This window comes from Lutibacter sp. (assembly GCF_041555395.1).
GTDB lineage: Bacteria > Bacteroidota > Bacteroidia > Flavobacteriales > Flavobacteriaceae > Lutibacter.
Genome location: NZ_JBFFKM010000025.1, coordinates 16,364 through 36,508, shown reverse-complemented (window position 1 = coordinate 36,508; position 20,145 = coordinate 16,364). Strand labels below are relative to the sequence as shown.

At 34.2% G+C, this 20,145-nt stretch carries 16 protein-coding genes; 4 read left to right on the top strand and 12 right to left on the bottom strand.

Annotated elements, in window-relative coordinates:
- Nucleotides 1-32 precede the first annotated feature (32 nt).
- Genes ABY285_RS07175 through ABY285_RS07165 form a run of 3 tightly spaced genes read left to right on the top strand, consistent with a single transcriptional unit; the run spans nucleotide 33 to nucleotide 2,264 of the window.
- Nucleotides 33-467, top strand: coding sequence for a hypothetical protein (locus tag ABY285_RS07175; protein ID WP_372768510.1), 435 nt, complete (start codon nucleotides 33-35; stop codon nucleotides 465-467).
- Between the two features lie 45 nt (nucleotides 468-512).
- Nucleotides 513-1,244, top strand: a complete 732-nt coding sequence (locus ABY285_RS07170; RefSeq protein ID WP_372768508.1) for a lysophospholipid acyltransferase family protein — start codon at nucleotides 513-515, stop codon at nucleotides 1,242-1,244.
- Nucleotides 1,245-1,268: 24 nt separating this feature from the next.
- Complete coding sequence (locus tag ABY285_RS07165; RefSeq protein WP_372768506.1) at nucleotides 1,269-2,264, top strand: acyl-ACP desaturase; 996 nt, start codon at nucleotides 1,269-1,271, stop codon at nucleotides 2,262-2,264.
- Between the two features lie 15 nt (nucleotides 2,265-2,279).
- On the opposite strand, the gene ABY285_RS07160 is transcribed toward ABY285_RS07165, so the two are convergent.
- The 6 genes from ABY285_RS07160 to ABY285_RS07135 all read right to left on the bottom strand — a co-directional run bounded on the left by ABY285_RS07160 (nucleotide 2,280) and on the right by ABY285_RS07135 (nucleotide 8,478).
- Nucleotides 2,280-3,065 carry an amidohydrolase gene (locus tag ABY285_RS07160; protein ID WP_372768505.1) on the bottom strand — a complete coding sequence of 262 codons (786 nt, stop codon included), beginning with the start codon at nucleotides 3,063-3,065 and terminating at the stop codon, nucleotides 2,280-2,282.
- Nucleotides 3,066-3,211: 146 nt separating this feature from the next.
- Nucleotides 3,212-3,535: a hypothetical protein gene (locus tag ABY285_RS07155; protein WP_372768503.1), complete on the bottom strand. Its 324-nt coding sequence runs from the start codon at nucleotides 3,533-3,535 to the stop codon at nucleotides 3,212-3,214.
- A gap of 61 nt (nucleotides 3,536-3,596) precedes the next feature.
- On the bottom strand, nucleotides 3,597-4,754 hold the full coding sequence (locus ABY285_RS07150; protein ID WP_372768501.1) for a methionine aminotransferase: 1,158 nt from the start codon (nucleotides 4,752-4,754) through the stop codon (nucleotides 3,597-3,599).
- Nucleotides 4,755-5,046: 292 nt separating this feature from the next.
- Nucleotides 5,047-5,787, bottom strand: a complete 741-nt coding sequence (locus ABY285_RS07145) for a succinate dehydrogenase/fumarate reductase iron-sulfur subunit (RefSeq protein ID WP_372768499.1) — start codon at nucleotides 5,785-5,787, stop codon at nucleotides 5,047-5,049.
- 9 nt (nucleotides 5,788-5,796) lie between these two features.
- Nucleotides 5,797-7,800 (bottom strand): fumarate reductase/succinate dehydrogenase flavoprotein subunit, encoded by a 2,004-nt coding sequence (locus ABY285_RS07140; RefSeq protein ID WP_372768497.1) that lies wholly within the window; start codon nucleotides 7,798-7,800, stop codon nucleotides 5,797-5,799.
- 12 nt (nucleotides 7,801-7,812) lie between these two features.
- Nucleotides 7,813-8,478, bottom strand: a complete 666-nt coding sequence (locus tag ABY285_RS07135) for a succinate dehydrogenase cytochrome b subunit (RefSeq protein WP_372768495.1) — start codon at nucleotides 8,476-8,478, stop codon at nucleotides 7,813-7,815.
- 168 nt (nucleotides 8,479-8,646) lie between these two features.
- Between ABY285_RS07135 and ABY285_RS07130 the strand changes: the two genes are divergently transcribed.
- The gene (locus ABY285_RS07130; RefSeq protein ID WP_372768493.1) at nucleotides 8,647-11,910 is read left to right on the top strand and encodes a WD40/YVTN/BNR-like repeat-containing protein; all 3,264 of its coding nucleotides are present in this window, start codon (nucleotides 8,647-8,649) and stop codon (nucleotides 11,908-11,910) included.
- 40 nt (nucleotides 11,911-11,950) lie between these two features.
- Here the strand turns inward: ABY285_RS07130 and ABY285_RS07125 are convergent, their stop codons facing one another.
- The 6 genes from ABY285_RS07125 to ABY285_RS07100 all read right to left on the bottom strand — a co-directional run bounded on the left by ABY285_RS07125 (nucleotide 11,951) and on the right by ABY285_RS07100 (nucleotide 20,038).
- Nucleotides 11,951-13,171 (bottom strand): hypothetical protein, encoded by a 1,221-nt coding sequence (locus tag ABY285_RS07125; RefSeq protein WP_372768491.1) that lies wholly within the window; start codon nucleotides 13,169-13,171, stop codon nucleotides 11,951-11,953.
- A gap of 144 nt (nucleotides 13,172-13,315) precedes the next feature.
- On the bottom strand, nucleotides 13,316-13,933 hold the full coding sequence (locus tag ABY285_RS07120; protein WP_372768489.1) for a hypothetical protein: 618 nt from the start codon (nucleotides 13,931-13,933) through the stop codon (nucleotides 13,316-13,318).
- 4 nt (nucleotides 13,934-13,937) lie between these two features.
- Complete coding sequence (locus tag ABY285_RS07115; RefSeq protein ID WP_372768487.1) at nucleotides 13,938-16,709, bottom strand: glycosyl hydrolase; 2,772 nt, start codon at nucleotides 16,707-16,709, stop codon at nucleotides 13,938-13,940.
- Between the two features lie 98 nt (nucleotides 16,710-16,807).
- Nucleotides 16,808-17,641, bottom strand: coding sequence for a universal stress protein (locus tag ABY285_RS07110; RefSeq protein ID WP_372768485.1), 834 nt, complete (start codon nucleotides 17,639-17,641; stop codon nucleotides 16,808-16,810).
- A 109-nt stretch (nucleotides 17,642-17,750) separates the two neighbouring features.
- Nucleotides 17,751-18,809 (bottom strand): response regulator, encoded by a 1,059-nt coding sequence (locus ABY285_RS07105; RefSeq protein ID WP_372768483.1) that lies wholly within the window; start codon nucleotides 18,807-18,809, stop codon nucleotides 17,751-17,753.
- The gene (locus ABY285_RS07100) at nucleotides 18,806-20,038 is read right to left on the bottom strand and encodes an ATP-binding protein (protein WP_372768481.1); all 1,233 of its coding nucleotides are present in this window, start codon (nucleotides 20,036-20,038) and stop codon (nucleotides 18,806-18,808) included. Before ABY285_RS07100 ends, ABY285_RS07105 begins: the two co-directional genes overlap by 4 nt.
- Nucleotides 20,039-20,145: the final 107 nt, after the last annotated feature.

Sequence of the window (20,145 nt, the reverse complement as noted above, 5' to 3'; positions counted from 1 at the left end):
CCTATTTTTGCATTCAACTAAAACTATCTACTATGACTAAAATGATTCACTCTTATTGGGCTTACCTTGTACTAATTATCCTTATTGCTGCAGTTGTAAACGCAGCCATAGGATTAACTTCAAAAAAAGAATTCAAAGCTAAAGATTTACGCATTTCATTATTTGCCTTAATTACTGCTCATATTCAACTTATATTTGGCTTTATCGTCTATTATACTTCAACCTATTATGAAACAATGCGAAGTTTAGGAATGGGTGATGTCATGAAAAACAGCGAACTTAGAAAACCATTGATTGAGCACCCATTAATGATTCTTATTGCCATTGCTTTAATTACCATCGGATTTTCAAAACACAAAAAGAAAACAACAGATGCCGGGAAATTTAAAACAATTTCTATTTTTTATGGTATTGCCTTGCTCCTTATTCTTGCGGTAATTCCTTGGGATTTATGGTTCTCTAACTAATAAAATTAGTGCCCGAAGCATCATAGCTTCGGGTTTTTTTTAATTATGAAAAAAGCATTGTCCTACTTCCTCTCAGTTATCTTCTACCTGTTTTATGGGGTGGGGTTGCTTATTTTTCATGTTCTGCAGTGGCTTGGTTATAACCTTGGAAAATATCGTGGCCATAAAATAGCGGTAGATATCATGAATGGTACTTTTACCTACCTTCTCTATATTTTGGGAACGCGTATAAAATTTATCAGCAAATACCCAATTCCGAAAAATGCACCCTTAATTATTGTGTCAAATCATCAAAGCATGAATGATATTTCTCCTATTTCATGGTTTATGAGAAAATACCATCCAAAATTTGTATCAAAGGTTGAATTGGGAAAAGGAATTCCAAGCGTTTCGTATAATTTAACCCATGGCGGTTCCGTTTTAATCGACAGAAATGATTCCCGCCAGGCTTTAACCGCCCTCAAAGAATTTGGTCAATACATCGAAAAAAACAACTATTCAGCGGTTATTTTTCCCGAAGGAACCAGAAGTAAAGATGGCGTGCCCAAACGATTTTCTGAAAACGGACTTAAAATGCTTACCAAATTTACGCCTTCCGCCTATGTGATTCCAATGACCATTAATAATTGCTGGAAACTCAATAGATACGGTATGTTTCCGTTAGAAGTTGGCGTAAAAATTACTTTTGAACTTCATGAACCCATCAAAGCCGATTCCCTAGAATTTGTTAAACTTTTTGAAAAAGTTGAAAATACCGTTAAAAATGCTGTAATTTAGCGATCTACTACTAAATTAAAGAACATGTCGTTAAACAATATCAGGTTAGAAGTGATGCTGACCTTAGAAAAAAGCATCGATACCTTTGTTGAAAAGTTTTTGATAGCTCCAGAAAAAATTTGGCAACCAACAGACTTTCTTCCAAATTCCCAAAGCGAAAAATTTATTGAAGAAGTAAAAGAAATCAGAGAAATTTCGAAAGAATTGGATGATGATTTCTGGACGGTTTTGGTTGGAGATACCATTACTGAAGAAGCATTGCCAACATACGAATCCTGGTTACTCGATATTGACGGTATTTCACAACACAGCAATAACGGAGGCGATAATGGCTGGGCCAAATGGATAAGGGCATGGACTAGTGAAGAAAACAGACATGGTGATGTTTTGAACAAATACATCTATTTATCAGGCAGGGTAAATATGCGCGAAGTTGAAATTACCACCCAACATTTAATCGCTGACGGAATGGATATTGGAACCGGTCGCGATCCCTACAAAAATTTTGTTTATACCAGTTTTCAGGAATTGGCGACCTATATTTCCCATAATAATGTGGCAAAAATTGCACGTAAAAACGGACATACCCTTTTGGCGAAAATGTCTAAAATTATTGCAGGCGATGAAATGCGTCACCATTTGGCTTATACGGAATTTGTGAAACAAATTTTCAAATATGACCCAAGTGAAATGATGCTGGCTTTTCAATATATGATGAAACATAAAATAGTGATGCCTGCGTATCACCTAAGGCATTCATATGAAGAAAAAGGAACACTCTTTAGTCAATTTTCTACCGTAGCGCAACGCGCAGGTGTTTACACCGGTTTCGATTATGTTGATATCATTAAAAAACTAAATGACACTTGGGCTATCGATAAAATTACCGGATTGACTGATGAAGCCGAAAAAGCAAGGGAATATTTATTGAAATTACCCGAACGTATGTATCGAATTACGGAACGTATTGTGGTTCCTGATACAAAGTATCCATTTAAATGGTTGAATCCTTTAATTTAAAATAATAACGTAAATTTATTGGCATTCAATTTCAAAAATATCTCTGTCATTTAAAAAGCCAAGTTTGTTTCTTATTTCAGAAATGTGATTTTTATCCAAAGTAAAAACGACAGTTTCCTCCTGCTTTTCTTGCGTTTCAACAACTTGTTCACCCAAACTGTTAAGCGCCGCCGAATGACCGTTGTATTCATAATTATTGGCATCAACGCCTACCCTGTTTACGCCAATGGTGTAACACATATTTTCAATGGCTCTCGCTTTTAACAAGGTGTCCCAAGCTGCTATTCTTGTTTTTGGCCAATTGGCAACATAAATTAACAAATCATACGCTTCTACATTTCGAGCCCAAACAGGGAATCGTAAATCGTAACAAACCAACGGACAAATTTTCCATCCCTTGTAATTCACAATTAACTTTTCTTTCCCACTCTCATATACCTTATCTTCTCCGGCCAACGTAAATAAATGTCGTTTGTCGTAAAAATTGATTTCTCCTGAAGGGTGAACAAATAAAAATCGGTTATAAAAATTATTATTCTCAAAAATAATAACGCTTCCGGTAATTGCCGTATCTTTTTCAGAAGCAATTTTTCGCATCCATTTAACCGTTTCACCGTGCATGGTATCCCCAATTTTTTGAGGTTGCATGCTAAAACCTGTGGTAAACATTTCCGGCAAAATAATTAAATCAACCTGCTCTTTAATTTGATTAATTTTCTCTGTAAAATTCAATCGGTTTTGAATGGGATTCTCCCATACTAAATTAGCCTGTATGATGACTACCTTAAGGTTGTTTTGCATAAAAAGCATCTAAATTTTGTTACATTTTTCTTTTTAGTTTCTCAGTTTTATTTTTCAAACCCTCTAATTTCTTTTTCCATTTTTCTTCATCATTTAGAGATAATTTACCTTTCTTACTTAGCTTTTCATGTTTTTTAAGTTCCTTTTCATATTGCTTTTGAGCTGCTGTATAATTCTTTTGTGCAGTTTCCTTTTTTTTTAAGCTCTTTTTCGGCTCTTTTCATCTTTTTTTCAGCTGCTCTCATCTTCTGTTCAGCTTTATTTTGAGCTTTTTCGGCAGCATTTAGTTTTTCCTCAGCCAATAGTTGTTGACTTAGTTTATTCTTAATGTTTACCTGTTGTTCTAGTGACAAGGAACTTGTAATGTCTTTGCCATTCATAAATATCACATCTCTTTTAACCACATATTGCACCCCATTATATTCTATTTTTTGTGCTTGAACAATCGTAATTGTAAATAAAAAGATCAAGACTGCTATTTATTTCATTTTTTTCATGATTCAAAATTTTAATTTTTTACAAAAATACTCATTAAATGGAACACAAAATATCTGCTGCTTTTTTTAAAGTCTCCTCTGTTTTAGCGAAACAAAAGCGCAAAACTTTTGTGTCTAAATTGGCTTCATTAAATACCGAAATTGGTATTGACGCCATTTTTTGTTCTTTGGTCAATCTTACAGCAAAATCAACATCACTTTCATCGGTTATTTTTGAGAAATTCAACAATTGAAAATATGTTCCCTTTGAAGATTTAAAATCGAATCGGGAATCTTTAATTAAACTCAAAAACAAATCTCTTTTTTGCTGATAAAAACTACCTAACTCCAAATAACGATTGGGATTTTTTAAATATTCGGTCAGTGCAACTTGTGTTGGATGATTTACGCTAAACACATTAAACTGATGCACTTTTCTAAATTCTTCTGTTAAATAAGACGGAGCAACACAATAACCCACCTTCCATCCGGTATTGTGAAATGTTTTTCCGAAGGAAGCCGTAATAAATGTTCTTTCGGCCAAAGAAGGAAATAAGGAAGCCGATTGATGCTTTTCACCATCAAATATAATATGCTCATAAACCTCATCACTCAACAACAAAATGTTGGTGTTTTTTAACAACGCTTCCAACTGCAGCATATCCGCTTTTGATAAAATTCTGCCCGAAGGATTGTGTGGAGAATTAATGATAATCATCTTGGTTTTATCGGTAATCAATCCTTTTACTTTTTCCCAATCTATCTTGAAATCTTCCGGATTTAACTGAACGGCTATTGTTTTTCCTCCAAACAATTCAATAGACGGTTCATAACTGTCATAAGCAGGTTTAAAAATAATGACTTCATCATCTTTTCCAACGGTTGCCGCAATAGCCGTAAATATAGCCTGCGTTGCACCTGCCGTAATGGTTATTTCCGTTTCCGGATTGTAAGAAATTCCATACAAATTTTCCATTTTTTTAGCAATAGCTTCCCTTAAACTAAAAATACCCGGCATTGGAGCATATTGATTTTTACCATTTTTCATTGCTTTATTTACCAATTCAATCAATATTGGATCACTCTCAAAATTTGGAAATCCTTGCGATAAGTTTAGCGCATTTTCTTTTGCTGCCAAACCGCTCATAATGCTAAAAATACTGGTTTTAATAGCGGGAAGTTTTGAATGTAAAGAAACTTTAAAGTCGGACATAATTACATTTATTGATACTCAAAAGTAAAGTTTTAATTGAAATAAATAGATGTTTTAAGGGTTAAACCAGAAGTTAGGTGCATTTTAAAAATAAAAACTGCGATTATTTTACAGCGATTACTGTAAATTTAACCAACTTGCTGCATTAAATTTTAAATGATGAAATCTTTAAAACCTTTTGGAAAAAATACTCCGTTTATTTTACGGATGTTTGGCAATATTTAATCATCAATTAAAAAACCCAAAAGAAAGTTCTTTTGGGCTTTATTTAAAAATTAAAGTATGATTTATGCTAAATAGTCGCCGCTAAATATTCTCGATTCAAACGCGCAATATTTTCAATTGAAATTCCTTTTGGACATTCAACTTCGCAGGCACCGGTATTGGTACAGTTTCCAAAACCTTCCAAATCCATTTGAGCAACCATATTCATTACTCGGTCTTTTGCTTCAATTTTACCTTGTGGCAATAAGGCAAATTGTGAAACCTTTGCCGCAACAAATAACATTGCACTTGAGTTTTTACAACTCGCAACACAAGCTCCGCAACCTATACAAGAAGCAGCATCCATGGATAAATCTGCATTATGCTTAGAAATTGGGATTGAATTTGCGTCTTGTGTATTTCCCGATGTGTTCACGGAAATATATCCACCAGCTTGTTGAATACGCTCAAAAGCCATACGGTCAACCACTAGATCTTTAATTACCGGAAAAGCGTTTGCTCTAAAAGGTTCTATAAAAATAGTATCACCATCTTTAAACATTCGCATGTGTAATTGACAGGTGGTAATACCTCTGTCCGGACCATGAGCCTCTCCATTAATTTGTAAAGAACACATTCCGCAAATACCTTCTCTACAGTCGTGATCAAAAGCTATCGGTTCTATATCTTTTGCAACCAGACTTTCATTTAAAACGTCCATCATTTCTAAAAATGACATGTGTTCTGAAATATCAGTTACTTTATATTCGACCATTTGACCTTTGTCTTGTGGTCCTTTTTGTCTCCAAATTTTTAACGTTAAATTCATAATGTCTTCTTATTTGTATGAACGAGTTTTTAATTCGATATCTTTAAATTCTAATTCTTCTTTGTGCAGAATAGCCTCACTAGGTTTCCCTGTATATTCCCATGCGGCAACATAAGCGAAATTCTTATCATCTCTTTTAGCTTCCCCGTCTTCTGTTACATGTTCTTCCCGGAAATGACCTCCGCAAGATTCTTCGCGTTCCAAAGCATCTTTTGCAAACAACTCACCCAATTCTAAGAAATCGGCAACTCTGCCCGCTTTTTCAAGCTCTTGATTAAATTCGTTCAAACTGCCTGGAACTTTTACGTTTTTCCAGAAATCTTCTCTAATTTCCCGAATTTCTGTGATGGCTTCTTTTAAATGCTTTTCATTACGAGCCATTCCAACTTTATTCCACATTACCAAACCTAATTTTTTATGGTAATAATCTACGGTATTTGTTCCTTTATTGTTGATAAAGAAATCCAACTGGCTTTTAACCGATTTTTCAGCTTCATCAAATTCAGGGGAATCTGTTTTTATTTTTCCGGTTCTGATATCATCAGCCAAATAATCACCAATGGTATAAGGCAATACAAAATATCCGTCGGCCAATCCCTGCATTAATGCAGAAGCACCCAATCTGTTTGCACCGTGATCAGAGAAGTTTGCTTCACCAATGCAGTACAAGCCCGGAACAGTAGTCATTAAATTATAATCTACCCAAACACCGCCCATTGTATAGTGTGTTGCAGGATAAATCATCATTGGCGTTTTGTAAGGATTTTCATCAATGATTTTCTCATACATCTGGAATAAGTTTCCGTATTTTTCTTCAATAACAGCTTCTCCTAATTCCGTGATTTTTTCTATTGTGGCATTGTGAATTCCATGTATTTTAGCTTGTTCCGTTCCATATCGTTTTATAGCTGCCGCAAAATCTAAATAAACCGCTTCACCTGTTGCATTTACACCAAAACCAGCATCACAACGTTCTTTTGCCGCTCTTGAAGCCACATCACGAGGCACCAAGTTTCCAAATGCAGGATATCTTCTTTCTAAGAAATAATCTCTGTTTTCTTCAGTAATTTGAATTGGTTTTAATTTCTTTTGTTGAATTGCTTTCGCATCTTCTAATTTTGCAGGAACCCAAATTCGACCATCATTACGCAATGATTCAGACATCAATGTTAATTTTGACTGATAATCTCCCGATCGTGGAATACACGTTGGATGAATTTGCGTGAAACAAGGATTTGCAAAAAACGCTCCTTTTTTATGAATTTTCCATGCAGCAGTTGCATTAGATCCCATGGCGTTTGTTGATAAGAAATAAACGTTTCCATAACCTCCGGTTGCAATAACAACCGCATGCGCCGAATGACGTTCAATTTCGCCGGTAATCAAATTACGAGCGATAATACCTCTTGCTTTTCCGTCAATTTTCACCACATCCAACATTTCGTGACGGTTAAACATTTCTATTTTACCGCGGGCAATTTGGCGATTCATTGCTGAATAAGCACCTAGTAACAATTGCTGACCTGTTTGTCCTTTCGCATAAAAAGTACGCGATACTAACACGCCACCAAATGAACGATTGTCCAGCAATCCACCATAATCACGGGCAAAAGGAACTCCTTGTGCTACACATTGATCAATAATGTTTCCTGATACTTCTGCCAATCGGTATACATTCGCTTCACGTGAACGGTAATCACCACCTTTAACGGTGTCATAAAATAAGCGATAGTTTGAATCACCATCACCCATATAATTTTTTGAAGCATTGATTCCTCCTTGAGCAGCAATCGAATGCGCTCTACGAGGCGAATCCTGATATGCAAATGCTTTTACGCTATAGCCTAACTCTGCTAAAGTAGCAGCAGCAGAACCTCCCGCCAAACCTGTTCCAATAACAATAATATCTATATTACGTTTATTGGCTGGGTTCACCAAGTTAATTTTATCTTTATATAATGTCCATTTATCTTTTATTGGACCTTCTGGTATTCTTGAATTTAAAGTCGTCATAATTTTATAAGATTAATGGTTTAATTGACTGAAATAATGAAACAATGCTATGGTAATAAATCCTAATGGAATGGCTATCGCATAAATTTTACCCAATGTTTTTACACATTTTGTATATTTATTTAAACCCACAGATTGAAATGCCGATTGAAAACCATGTAATAAGTGCAATGCCAGTAAAACAAAGGAAATTACATAAGCTCCTACCCTTAAAGGATCCGTAAATTTGTGTTGCAATTCCGCAAAATACCTTGTAGGGTCTTCCGGTAAAAATTCAATGTATTTGTGGTTCATTTCAGGGAACCAAAAATCAATAAAGTGCAATACAATAAAGGCTAAAATAACCCCACCGCTAATTGCCATATTTCTTGACATCCAAGAGGCATTCGCAGCACCATTGTATTTAACATATTTAACACTTCTTGCGCCTCTATTCTTTATCTCTAACACAAATCCCATCACAAAGTGAAAAACAACGCCAAAAATTAAAACGGGCTGCATTAAAAACTGTATTAAAAAATTAGTTCCCATAAAATGGGACAATTCATTAAATATATTTTCACTGAATAATGAAGTTATATTAACCGTTAAATGAATAAGTAAGAAAATAATAAGGAAAAGTGCAGATAAAGCCATCGCTACTTTCCTTGCGATTGATGAAGATAAAAATCCGCTCATTTTTAATATAAATTTTTAGAAAGTAACAAAGATACTATTTCATTTTTTGTATGGAAACATCTGGAAAAATAATTTAAGCGTAATTGTTTATTTAGAATGGTTATAAGAACTTTAATTTAAAAAAGTGATAACTTCGTATAATCATCATTTATAAAAAATCGTATTCTTATGAAAAAACTCGTTATCCTACTTTTATTTGCTTCACTTGTTTCAAATGCGCAACAATTTGAGATTAAAAAATTTGAAGATTTTAAAACACGTTCTGTTGGCCCAGCAGGAATGAGCGGCAGGGTAACCGCCATTGACGCAGTAACTGATAATCCCAATATTATTTATGTAGGAAGTGCTTCAGGCGGATTATGGAAATCTGAAAGCGGAGGTATTGATTGGGCTCCTATTTTTGATAAGGAAGCTGTGGCGTCGATTGGCGCAGTGGCAATTCAGCAAAGCAATCCTGATGTAATTTGGGTGGGAACCGGTGAAGGAAATCCAAGAAATAGTGTTTCAGGTGGTTACGGTTTGTATAAAAGTTTAGATGCCGGAAAAACCTGGAAATTGATGGGTTTAGAAAAAACACGAAATATCCATAAAATTATTATTGATAAAGACAATCCTAACACAGTTTATGTAGGCGCAATTGGTTCTCCTTGGGGAGAACATCCTGAACGTGGCGTTTTTAAAACCACCGATGGCGGAAAAACCTGGACAAAATCATTGTTTATAAATAACAAAACAGGCTGTTCAGATTTGGTGGTTGACCCTACAAATCCAAATAAATTAATTGCCGCAATGTGGGAACATCAGCGAAAACCTTGGACATTTAACTCTGGAGGAGAAGGCTCCGGGTTATATATAACTTATGATGGCGGCGAAAATTGGAAAAAATTAACAGATAAAGAAGGATTGCCTGAAGGAAATTTAGGAAGAATAGGTTTGGCAATTGCACCAAGTAACAAAAAATTTGTATATGCTTTAGTTGAAGCCAAAAAAAATGCGCTATATAAATCTGAAGATGGCGGAGAACATTGGAAAATGGTAAACGATAAATCGAGCGGAAGAGGTCCGGATGGTATTGGAAACCGTCCGTTTTATTATGCAGATATTTATGTTGATCCAATAAATGAAAATCGGATTTATTCAGTTTTTACCTATGTAAATGTGAGTGAAGATGGCGGAAAATCTTTTCAGCAGTTAATGCCTGCTTATGGAACTTCAGTTGGCGTTCACCCAGATCATCACGCTTGGTATATTCATCCCAACAAACCAAATTTTATGATTGATGGAAATGATGGTGGATTGAACATCACTAGAGATTTCGGCAAAACCTGGCGCTTTGTGGAAAATTTACCGATTGGTCAATTTTATCATGTTAATGTAGATATGGAATTTCCTTATAATGTGTATGGAGGAATGCAAGATAACGGTTCATGGGGCGGACCAGCTTATGTGTTGAAATCTCAAGGAATCAGAAATTCTTATTGGCAAGAGTTAATGTTTGGAGATGGTTTCGATGTGGTTCCAGATCCAAAAGATTCGCGCTTTGGCTATGCGATGTCTCAACAAGGCTCTGTAGGAAGATATGATAGAATCACTGGAAATACAAAAAACATTAAACCAACACATCCAGACCCAGACATAAAACTTCGTTTCAATTGGAATTCTGCTATTGCCATGAATCCTTTTGATAATGAAACTATTTATTTTGGAAGTCAGTTTGTGCATAAATCAACTGATAAAGGATTTACATGGGAAATCATTTCGCCCGATTTGACAACAAATAATAAAGAAAAACAAAAACAGCATGAAAGTGGCGGTCTTACTATGGATGCCACTGGGGCAGAAAATCATTGTACTATTTTAGCTATTGAACCAAGTATCTTAGACGAAAATATGCTTTGGGTTGGTACAGATGATGGAAATATTCAGCTGACTATAGACGGAGGAACTAATTGGACTAATGTTTCCAAAAATATAAAGGGAATGCCTAAAGAAAGTTGGGTAGCGCAAATACGAACTTCAAAATTTAATAAGGGTGAAGCGTATGCGGTCGTAAACAATTACCGACAATTCGATTTTAAACCTTATTTATTCAGAACACGAGATTTCGGAAAAACCTGGGAAAATCTATTGGCTGAAAAAGATGAAGTCTTCGGATATTCCCTTTCATTAGCGCAAGATTTAGAAGTTCCCAATCTGCTTTTTCTGGGAACAGAAAACGGACTGTATATAAGCATTGATGAAGGTAAAACATGGACAAAATGGACCAACAATTATCCAACTGTTTCAACTATGGATTTAGCAATTCATCCCAGAGAACTTGATTTAATTATTGCTACTTTTGGCCGAGCCATTTATGTTTTAGATGATATTAGGCCTTTTAGGGCAATGGCAAAAGAAGGGAAAGCTATTTTGGACATCCCTTTATATTTATTTACGCCTCCAAACGCTTTTATTACTCAAAATCAAGAAGCTTCAGGAACACGATTTGGCGCCAACGCAATTTTTAATGGCGAAAACAAACCACGTGGTGCAATGATTACGTATAGCATCAATCGGCCTGAAACCAAAAAATCAGAAATAATTTCAGACAAAAAGAAAAAAGATTCAAAAAATAATTCTGAAGAAGATGCTGTTAAAGCCGAAAAACCTGCAGTGAAATTCGATTCCATTTTCTTTCAGGTGTATAATGATAAAAATGAATTGATCAGAAGCATTACTTCAGAAGCACCAAAGGAAAATGGCGCATATAGGTTATTTTGGAATTTAGACGAAAAAGGGAAAAGAGGACCTTCAAGAAAAGCAGAAAAACCAAATGCTTCTGAACCGGGCGGCGTTACTGTTTTACCTGGAACTTATGGCATAAAAATTCATTTCGGAAACCAGACAGCCTCAGAAATCATAAAAGTGGACTATGATCCAAGAGTTGATATGCCTTTTGAAGTCTTAAAAAGCAAGTATGATTTGCTGAAACAACTTGAAGCTAAAAAAGGTGTTGCCAGTGAAGCCACAAAACGTTTATTGGCTTCAAAAGAAATTGTTGAAGATTATCAAAAACGTATTAAGGCCCAAAATAAGGATGCCAAACAAAAGCAAAGTAAGAAAGACACGCTTACGATACATACAGAAATTTCTAAAAAAATAGAGGGTTTATTAGATGCCATGTTGGGCAAAGAAGATAAACGGCAAGGAATCACCGCCATTGAATTTCCAAGCACAATTTCCTATTTATACACCGCGGCATATTATGTAGATGACTTACTGCAAAAACCCGGAAAAACCGAACTTACTTTAGTGAAAAACGCCGACGAAAAAGTGAGCAAGGTTATTGATGAAATTAATGCATTTTACAAAACCGATTGGGTAAATTACAGAAATGCTATGGAAAAATTAGAGCTTTCGCCTTTCAAAGAATTGGAGGAATTAAAATATTAAATAGAAAAAACGCCCAATTAAATTGGGCGTTTTTTTAATGTTAAAAGTTAAATCTGGGATTTACAATGGTATTAAACATAGATCCGAACGAATAATTTAAACCAACACTAAAAAAGTAATTATAGCCCGATTTTACCTGTTGTTGGCTTAATAGTAATTCTTCTAAAGACAAATCACCCGCAGCCAAATTTATTTGATTATTGGTAATGTCATAATTTCCGCTAATATTAAACGAAAGTCCTTTTACAATCCTGAAATTTGTTCCCAAATAAAATGAAAATGCATTTAAAGAAGGATTTTTTAAAAAACTTTCATAGGACACCTGACTTGTAATATTACCCCAGTTTTGCTTTACAATTCCACCCAAACTTAGGTTATGCTCCCACAAAAACTCCTTTTCTTTATTAAAAATGGTTCTCTCATTATAATTTGTATGTATACCACCAACTTTATAGGCTAACGTCAATTGTTTTTTAGAAGATTCTTCATACGAAAAGAAATTGTACTCAATTGCAGGTTTTAGGGAACCGTAAAATGCTTTATTACCATAAGTAGATTTACCAGCTTCAGCAAATACCCCTGTCGACCAATGATTGTTAATACTAACTACATCATATAAAGTTAGACTTGAAGATTTTCGGGTTGATATAATATCGGCCCCATCAAAAGTATATACAGATCTACTATCGTTTAAATTTCCTCTTAAATAAAATTTATTTTCAACTGTAACCTGTTTTACGGTAACACTAAAATTTAAATTTCGGTTTTTATTTGATTCCTGTCCAGAAAAATAGCCTCGAAGTCCAAAGTCAAAAACCCAATTATTCCAAACGTCTTTTTGTTCTTTAACATCTTCTTCGTTCTTTTTCATTTCAACTGATATTTTATCATGAGCGCCATTTTTTAACCAGTAACGCACCAAGCCAAGCTTAGCGTATTTCAATATCATCTCTCTTATTTCATTGTCAGTACTGTCTGAATTTGTTGAAAAAGTAATTTTATCCTGAACCTCACTGTAGTTGTTTTGACCAATAAATTCAATTTCATATATAGTTCCCCCACTTCCATTTACTTGCGTTCTAAATAGCAAATGGGCATCGGCATCCTTTTGATCTCTAACAAACTCAACATAGTCTAAGTTTTGTTTGATATAGGTAATATCGCAATAATTACAGTTTAGGAAAATTTTAAGCGTTGATTCGTTTTGGGAAAAAAGATTACAACTTGCCAATACGGCAAGTAGAAGCATCATTTTTTTCATAGCGTTTTACAATTTTTTATATTAAAACCTCGGCTAATTTACAATTATATAATGCACTGTATCACTAACAAAAAGTTAAAATGGCATTATAAATAAAAAACCGTCAATTATCTTAGGTGTTTTACTTTTAAAGTGTTCAATCATTTATTTGTTTGAAGGAATTAAACACTTCCTGTTTTTCCAACTATAAAGCAAATCTTCCGAATTTATTAATTCTCCACCACAAGTTAAAAAATTTCCAATGCTGTCTTTTTTAATAATTTTTAAATCACCACTTAAAATTGCATTTACAATTTTATAAGTAAGTCCGTTTTTAGAGTCCGAATTCCCTTTTTGTGTGAAACTCAATCCAACATTGTTATTGAACAAATCCATTTCTTTTGATGCTTTGTCAGGCACAATCCCATTTTCTGTTTCGTGTTTTTTATAGGTAATGTAATTGTCCTTCTCATGCGCTCTACCCAAAGAAATTGCTGCTCGTTTTCCAATTTCTTGCCGCAATCTTGCCATCCAGTAGGCGTGCCTAAACGCATCTACTTGTCCGCCGGCTATATCTTTATCCAACAAATCGGTTTTGGCAACAGAATCTGAAACTCTAGTGGCTTCAAGAGAAACTTCCAAAGCACTTTTGGCTTTAAAAGGATGAAATAGCACCCATTTTTTATATGGAGCTGACAGGTTCCAGAATTTCTCCCAATTTGATTGCGCACTCAATTGACTGCTTAAAAAAAGAATTACAATAAAAGCTGCGCTTTTTTTCATGTTTTTATTTCACCTCAAAAGCTTTTTTAGCTTCCCCTATTTTAACAAAGTATTTACCTTTTAATAAATAAGACACTTCGTTTTTTGATTTTTTAATTTCAGGCGATTTATGTTTTTTCAGATAAGCAGTTTTTCCTTTTTCAGAATAAGCCAAATTGTATTCAGCATAATTAAATCCTTTATCGGCCTGAACCGAAAGTCTGTTTAATTCAATACCATCTTCTGAAGTGATGATTACCTCAAAAATCCCTTCGTTTAAAACATAAAAAGGAATACTTATTTTAGGCTCATTAACTTCCCCCCATTGACTCCAAGAACTTCCCCAACGCAAAGAATGTTTAACCTCCGGAATTTCAAAAATGGTTACCAGCTTGTCTTCTATCATATTAAACTGTTGTAAATCAGCAATATTTGCTTTATAAATTGAGCGCCCGTGCGTTCCAATTACCAAGTCTTTTGCTTCAGGTTGAATTACCAAATCATGAACAGCCACTTTAGGCAAGCCCTTGGAAAATGATTCCCAATTTTCACCTTTATCAAAACTCACATAAACGCCATTATCGGTTCCCACGTATAAAATTGCTTCATCTTTTGTGTCTTCTTTTATAACATTTACAGGTGAATTTGGTAGATTACTGCTTATGTTCTTCCAAGTTGTTCCACTGTTTTCACTTACAAAAACATACGGTTTAAAATCATCGCTTCTGTAACCGTTTAATGCCACATAAACGCGTTCCTTTTCGTATTGCGATGCAATAACGCGAGAAACCCAAAGCGCTTGTGGCAATTTGTCTGAAATTCTGGTCCAGCTCCCACCGCTATTTGTTGTAACATTTACATAGCCATCATCGCTTCCCAAATAAATATAGCCAAATTGAAACGGACTTTCAGAAATTGCGGTGATTGTACCATAAGGCACATTTCCTTTTTTTCCGCCGGTGGTTAAATCGTTGGAAATTGCTTCAAAAGTTTCGCCTTGGTTCATAGAACGTAACAACTTATTGGCACCCATATATAAAATATCCTGATTGTGAGGTGATAATAAAATAGGCGTTTGCCAATTATAGCGATAAGGAGCATCGCCCAATTCATGCATGGGATGGATGTTTAATCGTTCGTTGGTTTTTAAATTCACCCGGTAATAATAGCCAAATTGTGAACCTGCATATACAATATTAGGATCACGACTGTCAATTTGAACCTGCATTCCATCACCGCCTCCAATACTTTTATAAGGATAATTGCCGGTTGCTTCCCATCTTTTTGAAGCCTCATAATTACTTGGCCCGTGCCAAACGCCATTGTCCTGCAAACCTCCATAAACATGGTAAGGCTTCTGATTGTCTACATTTATTGAATAAAACTGGCCAACTGCAGGCTGGTTATTCTTTATCCAGTTTTTACCATCGTCATAAGTAATGTTAATTCCACCATCATTTCCGTTAATTAAATGGCCTTCTAATTTTGAATTTACCCAAATGGCTTGGTGATCAGAGTGTACATTTTCTTTATAGATTGATTTAAATGTTTTTCCTCCATCATCCGATTTTAGTAAGGGAACACCCCCAATATAAATTTTATTTTCATTTGAAATATTTACGCCTACGGTTCCAAAATAGTAGCCGTAAGAACTGTAAACATCATCCAAATAATCTTTGTGGGTTTTTTGCCATGTTTTTCCGCCATCAACAGATTTATACACTTCCGCGCCAATAACTTCAGAATTTAACAAAACAAAGTTGGCATCTTCCAAATAAGTTGCCAAATCGCTTGGCTGAATTTTCTCTTTTTTAACCAAAGATTTTACACTTTCTGAAGAGTGTTTTTTGTCAAAATCGTTATCCTTTAAATAGGCGTTTAGCTTTTCATCATCCAATTTTATAAAATCATCGACACTCATTTCTTTGAAATCGTCCTTTTTCAAACCTTCACCTTGCTCTTTTTTTACTTCTGGCCTTCTATATTGGTTGTCGAGTAAAGCATAACAAACCTCATCATTAAAAGCGGCAAGTCCAATTCGTCCAATTCCGCTTCCTGTTGGGAAACCGTTTTTTTCATCAGTTAATTTAATCCAGGTAGCACCGGCATCGCTACTTTTATAAATAGCCGAATTTTCGCCATCACCATCAAAATCCCACGCTTTTCTTCCTCTTTCCCATGAAGCGGCATATAAAATATTAGCGTTTGTAGGTGAAGCGCTAATGTCTATAATCCCGGTATTTTCATTTATAAATAGTACGTTGTTCCATGTTTTCCCTCCATCAATAGTTTTAAAAATCCCACGTTCAGCATTAGGAGTGTATAAATGGCCAATTACCCCAACAACAACCTCTTCCGTATTGTTTTTATTGATAATTATTCTGCCAATATGGTGTGAATCTGTTAATCCTGCATTCACCCAAGTTTTGCCTTTGTCAGTACTTTTTAAAATTCCAATTCCTGAATAAGAAGAACGCGAAGAATTGCTCTCGCCTGTTCCTACCCATATAGTTCCACTATTCCAATCAACCGCAATATCTCCCATATTTTGTGTTGGCGCATTATCTGCAACAGCGGTAAATGAGGTGCCGTTATTATTTGTATACCATAAACCGCCGGAAGCATAAGCCACATAAAATTCGGTTGGCTGGTTTGGATTTACGTCAATATCAACAACGCGACCACTCATAATTGAAGGCCCAATATTTGTGAATGTTACATTTTTTACCAAAGAGTTTTGAGCATTTATTCCTATAAAAAGAAATAAAAAAACAGGTAGAAAAACTAATTTTTTCATTTTGAAAAGTTTTGTTTGGTTATATATATGGCATAAATATACAACTACTTCAATACAATTGTAAATAGGTTTGATAAAAAATAATAGTGTATGCTAACTTAATTAATTGATTGGTGAAGTATAAGAAATGGCGTTTTGGAATAATACTTTACGTTATTTATGCGCGGTCTAAAGAGTATTTCTTCTAATAAATTAAGATTTTTAGCCGCCATAATTATGAGATCTATACCCATTTTATCTATAAAATTTTCAATGGAAACTTCAAAATTTTTGTTAATCTCCACATGGAAACTATCAGATTGGTCTTTAAAATAATCCTGCAAGGTCTCTTTGTTCCAAAGTTGCTCTTTGTCAAGAACTTCATCCTTTTTGGCAAGATGAACAAACCTAAGTTTCGATTGGTTGGCCCTTAATAAATCCGTAATATTTTGCAATAAATTTGCTTCATTAAAATTGGTGTAATCTGTTGGAAAAGCAACCTCATTTATCTTTCTAAAACGCGTGTCATTTGGCACAACCAAAATAGAACATTTGACCTTGGTAATTACATTTTCAAAAATGGAATTTTCTTTCATATTTCCAAAAAAAGGCTTTCCATCGGTTCTCATGACTATTAAATCAATGTTTTTCTCTTCAACTTGAAGTTTAGTTGCTGCAATTATTTCAGTATCAGTAATAATTGGAATAAAAACGTGTTTTCCTTTTAATGGAGAAGAAGAAATCTTCTCCATTAACTTATCGAACGCTGTTTTTGGATCCTTTTCTTTTTTATTCTGAACAAATGTTTGATTATTAATCGCTACATTTTCAATAATCTTCGTGGTATTCAACAAATAGAAATTGCATCTCTTATTTTTAAATAGGGAGAGTGCGTATTTTATTGAATTCCAAGAATTGGTTGAAAAATTAGTTAAGATTAATACGTTTTTCATTTAATTTACCATTAATGCAAATATAAACAACAGCGCATTAATAATAAATGACATAAATCAGTGAATTTTTGAAATATCAAATTTCTTTTTAAAATAAATAAATAAAATCTTAAGTAATTGATTCTAACTTCTCAAGGTCAATAATTCTGATATTTCTACCCTCAATTTCAAGAATACCGCTCTTTTTAAAATCCGCTAAAGTTCTAATTAAACTTTCTGTGGCAATGCCGGCTACACCAGCGAGATCTCTACGCGATATATTAATACTGTTTGTGGGATTTCGGTTCATCATTTTGGCGAATTTCAAGATGGTTATGGCTGTTTTTCTTCGCATAGATCCATAAGCCATTTGCAATAACTGGTCTTTAACTTCTGTTAAATTCTCATTTATCAATTGAAATATTTCTAAGGAAAGTTTAAAATTATTTTCCAAAATCTGTTGTAAAATATTTTTGGAAACGGCTAAGATTTCTGTGTTTTCCATGGCCATAATGGTTTCATAATAGCGAGCGTCCTCAACAATAGCCGAAAAACCTAAGAAGTCATCAGCTTTATGAATATTAATAATAAGTTCTTTACCTAACTCATTAAACTTAAAACTTTTAACGCTGCCTTTATAAATTAAATAAACATTGTTGGAATATTCACCTTCCTTATAAATAACTTCTCCTTTTTTGTAGTTTTTTGTCGTTCCAAAATCGCAAAAATAGTTTTTTAAATCTTCAATGTTTACAATATCATCAAAGGCATCTTCCTTTTTACCAGAAGTTTTATCAACAATTTCAGCCTGCTCTAAAAGTGCAGATTTCACCAGCCGGCTTTCAATGGCACTTAATAAAAGTTCTTCTTTTACAGGCTTCGTAAGATAATCATCGGCTCCTAAATCCATTCCTTTTCGAACATCTAACATTTCGGTTTTGGCCGACATAAAAATAAATGGAATCCGCTTGGTTTTTTCATCTTCTGAAAGTGTTTTCAAAACATCATAACCATCTAATTCTGGCATCATAATATCACAGATAATAAGATCCGGAACCATTATTTTAGCTTGTTCTATACCACGTTTACCATTAGCAGCTGTAATTACCCCGTAATTTTCCAATTCCAATATTTCGGCGGTAGTTTCTCTTAGAACCGTGTCGTCTTCTATGATTAATATTGTTTTCATTTCTCTTTAATTAATGGTAATTTTACAATAAATGTAGCGCCTTCGTTTTTTTTGCTTATAAATCTTATGGTTCCTCCTAAACTTTCCAAATGTCCTTTTACAATATTTAATCCAATACCCGTTCCCTGATTTGTCAGTGCATTTTCAGCCCTGAAATATCTTTCGAAAATATGCTTCTGATCCGCATAAGGAATTCCAATACCCTGATCCTTTATTTCAAAAATAAATCCTTTTGAATTAGTCGTAATTTTAAAATCTATTTTTGTATTTTCAGAAGAATACTTGATGGCATTGTGCAATAAATTTGACAATATCACTTCAACTATTTTTTCATCCTGATAAATATTAATGTCGTCAATATTTGACGGATAGTTAATGTGTTGTCCACTTTTTAACACCATATTGGCGTTGTAGATAACTTCATTTACCACCTTACTTAATTTAAAATTGCTGAAAATATACCTTACTTTTCCCGAATCCAGTCGTTCAACAGATAAAAAATCGTTAAGAATTCCATCTAAATAATGGACTTTATTTTTAATGGTGAGTAGGTGTTTGTCTCGTTTATCTTGAGTGTCTGTTGTAGTGTATTTTCCTGCCAAAACAGCAGCGTTTAAAACGCCACTTAACGGTGTTTTAAATTCATGAGAAACCAACGATAAAAATTTTGTTTTAAGTTCGTTGAGTTCTTTTTCCTTTTTAAGTGCATTTCTCAACTTTGATTCCGCTTTTACCCGCTTTTCTATTTCTTCTTTTAAATTAGCGACTGTTTTATTAAGTTCGGTTGTTCTTGTGGAAATTTTACTTTCTAAAAGCGCATTCAATTCCAAAATTTTAGCATCGGAAGCTTTTCTGATTGAAATATCTATGATAATAGACATTACAAAAGTTTTTTCTTTTATTTGAAACGGATTTAATCCAACTTCAACCGGAAATTTATTGCCATTTTTATTGGCGCCAAACAACTCTTTGTTTTGACCCATTTTCCTTGCAGAAGATTCTTTATAAAATTTTTTGAAATGATCACCATGAGCCGCGTGATAGGAAGAGGGTATTAATATATTTAAAGGCTGGTTTTGCAGTTCCTTTTTGGCGTATCCAAACATTTGCTCTGCAGCAAAATTGGTTGCTACAATTGTCTGATTTTCATCAACAACCACAACACCTTCGGATACTGCTTCAAATAAAACATTAAAAACGAATTCGTTTTCATGAAATAAGTTAGGCAATGGTATTTATTTTTAGTTAATAGTAGCGCCGAAAATACGAAAAATTAATGAATTTCAAATGCATTTTTACCTAAAGTTTAATCGTAAATTTTCTTAATTATAAAGCC

Excerpts from the sequence above, each read along its gene's own strand:
- ABY285_RS07130 (WP_372768493.1), top strand. The coding sequence starts at position 8,647 with ATGAAAAAACTCGTTATCCTACTTTTATTTGCTTCACTTGTTTCAAAT.
- ABY285_RS07160 (WP_372768505.1), bottom strand. The coding sequence starts at position 3,065 with ATGCAAAACAACCTTAAGGTAGTCATCATACAGGCTAATTTAGTATGG.
- ABY285_RS07170 (WP_372768508.1), top strand. The coding sequence starts at position 513 with ATGAAAAAAGCATTGTCCTACTTCCTCTCAGTTATCTTCTACCTGTTT.
- ABY285_RS07110 (WP_372768485.1), bottom strand. The coding sequence starts at position 17,641 with ATGAAAAACGTATTAATCTTAACTAATTTTTCAACCAATTCTTGGAAT.
- ABY285_RS07145 (WP_372768499.1), bottom strand. The coding sequence starts at position 5,787 with ATGAATTTAACGTTAAAAATTTGGAGACAAAAAGGACCACAAGACAAA.
- ABY285_RS07165 (WP_372768506.1), top strand. The coding sequence starts at position 1,269 with ATGTCGTTAAACAATATCAGGTTAGAAGTGATGCTGACCTTAGAAAAA.
- ABY285_RS07105 (WP_372768483.1), bottom strand. The coding sequence starts at position 18,809 with ATGAAAACAATATTAATCATAGAAGACGACACGGTTCTAAGAGAAACT.
- ABY285_RS07125 (WP_372768491.1), bottom strand. The coding sequence starts at position 13,171 with ATGAAAAAAATGATGCTTCTACTTGCCGTATTGGCAAGTTGTAATCTT.
- ABY285_RS07175 (WP_372768510.1), top strand. The coding sequence starts at position 33 with ATGACTAAAATGATTCACTCTTATTGGGCTTACCTTGTACTAATTATC.
- ABY285_RS07120 (WP_372768489.1), bottom strand. The coding sequence starts at position 13,933 with ATGAAAAAAAGCGCAGCTTTTATTGTAATTCTTTTTTTAAGCAGTCAA.
- ABY285_RS07150 (WP_372768501.1), bottom strand. The coding sequence starts at position 4,754 with ATGTCCGACTTTAAAGTTTCTTTACATTCAAAACTTCCCGCTATTAAA.
- ABY285_RS07140 (WP_372768497.1), bottom strand. The coding sequence starts at position 7,800 with ATGACGACTTTAAATTCAAGAATACCAGAAGGTCCAATAAAAGATAAA.
- ABY285_RS07135 (WP_372768495.1), bottom strand. The coding sequence starts at position 8,478 with ATGAGCGGATTTTTATCTTCATCAATCGCAAGGAAAGTAGCGATGGCT.
- ABY285_RS07115 (WP_372768487.1), bottom strand. The coding sequence starts at position 16,709 with ATGAAAAAATTAGTTTTTCTACCTGTTTTTTTATTTCTTTTTATAGGA.